Here is a 1,868-nt window from a genome sequence, read left to right as displayed (position 1 = left end):
CGCCGGCCGGATCGACGAGACGGCGCATCCTTTCACCACAGGCATTGGGTTCGGCGACGTCCGCGTGACGACCCACTACTACGAAGACAACGTCGCCTCAGCACTCTTCTCGACGATGCACGAGGGAGGGCATGCCCTTTATGAACAGGGCATTTCTGAGGAGTACCGATGGATGCCCATCCACAAGGGGGCTTCCATGGGCATTCACGAGTCACAGTCCAGGACCTGGGAGAACCTTGTCGGTCGTTCGGAAGCGTTCTGGAAGTACTACTATCCACGTTTTCAGAGCCGCTTTGCACAGTTTGAGGGTGTCCCTGTCGAGGACTTCTATCGGGCGATCAACGTTGCCGAACCATCGCTCATACGGACCGAGGCGGACGAGGTCACGTACAACCTGCATGTGATGCTCCGTTTCGAGATCGAGGAAGCTCTGATCAACGGGAAAGTCGAGGTGGCCGACCTTCCAGACCTCTGGAATGCCAAGATGAAAGAGTATCTCGGCGTCGAGGTTCCCGATGATGCCCACGGCGTCCTCCAAGACGTCCACTGGTCGGGGGGCCTGTTTGGATACTTCCCGTCGTACATGCTCGGGAATCTTTACGCTGCGCAATTCTTTGCCACGGCCAGGCAGGAGATCCCGGATCTCGATGGACAGATCGCGGCAGGTCACCTTGACATGTTGCGTGAATGGCAGAGGTCCAAGATTCACCAGTACGGCGCCCTGTACGATCCAAAGGATCTTGTCGTGCGGGTGACTGGCAAGCCGCTGGACTACCATTACTTCATGAGTGAGGTGAAAGAGAAGTATTCCAGGATCTACGGGATCGTGCCGTCGGAGAGCAAGTAGGGGGCAACGAGGGTCCTTCCTGACCACGCGCTGGATTCACATTCAATCGCTCCTGCATTCACTGGAATAACACACGAAATAGCGATAAGAAGACAACATGAATGTATATATTGCAACGTGGCACTTGCATCGGGGAAGATGCCCCATATACTGCTCTATGGCAAGATAGTACATGCCAAGTTTTATGGAGGTTTCAGTGCTTACAGGCAAAGTCAAGTGGTTCAATGCAGAGAAGGGTTATGGTTTCATCACTCGTGACGACGGCGACAAGGACGTTTTTGTCCACTACAGCGCCATCCTCGGTTCAGGTTTCAAGTCGCTGAAGGAAGGCGACGCGGTCGAATTTGAAGTCGTGCAAGGCGACAAGGGTCCGCAGGCCAAGGACGTTACGATCAAGTAGTCTTCCCCCTATACTGAACCCAATCAGCCCCCAGCGAAAGCTGGGGGCTTTCGTTTGTCCTATCCTCTTGACTATGACGCAACGTCATGGTATATGCTGCCATGGTACGGAAAGGAGCAAGGATGACCTACACGATAGGGAAGGTGGCACACCATAGCAGCTATGGACAAAGGAGAAACGATGGACACGACAACAATGTTTGACGCGTTCGATGAGCACGCTCTCGAGGAGCATCGGACGAAGTACGCGGAAGAAGCACAACGCAAGTGGGGAGCCACTGATGCCTGGGCCGAATCACAGAGGAAGACCTCGGCGTACACGAAGGAAGACTGGAAGCGCATCCAGCAGGAAGGTGCAGAGATCAGAGAAGGCTTGGCGGCTCTCATGGGCCGCAGTCCCTCCGACCCGGACGTACAGGCTCAGGTGAAGCGCTTTCACGAGTACATGAGCACCAACTTCTACGCCTGCTCGCTCGAGATGCTGTCCGGTCTCGGTGACATGTATGTGAGCGACCCTCGCTTCACTGCGACATACGACAAAGTAAAACCAGGACTGGCCCTGTTCATCCGTGACGCTATCAAGATCTACTGCACGGCCAACGGCGCGTAGGATCGACGAAGC

At 55.1% G+C, this 1,868-nt stretch carries 2 protein-coding genes and 1 pseudogene; all 3 read left to right on the top strand.

Going from position 1 to position 1,868, the window contains the following annotated elements; translation table 11 throughout:
• Positions 1–847 (top strand): annotated as a pseudogene (locus SMC5_RS11060) (carboxypeptidase M32); the annotation flags it as partial.
• A 196-nt stretch (positions 848–1,043) separates the two neighbouring features.
• Positions 1,044–1,247 carry a cold-shock protein gene (locus SMC5_RS07100; RefSeq protein ID WP_207798757.1) on the top strand — a complete coding sequence of 68 codons (204 nt, stop codon included), beginning with the start codon at positions 1,044–1,046 and terminating at the stop codon, positions 1,245–1,247.
• Between the two features lie 180 nt (positions 1,248–1,427).
• On the top strand, positions 1,428–1,856 hold the full coding sequence (locus tag SMC5_RS07095; RefSeq protein WP_165846308.1) for a TipAS antibiotic-recognition domain-containing protein: 429 nt from the start codon (positions 1,428–1,430) through the stop codon (positions 1,854–1,856).
• Positions 1,857–1,868: the final 12 nt, after the last annotated feature.

It is taken from the genome of Candidatus Cryosericum odellii, assembly GCF_003570935.1.
Classification (GTDB): Bacteria; Caldisericota; Caldisericia; order Cryosericales; family Cryosericaceae; genus Cryosericum; species Cryosericum odellii.
This window is presented reverse-complemented; position numbering and strand designations above follow the sequence as displayed.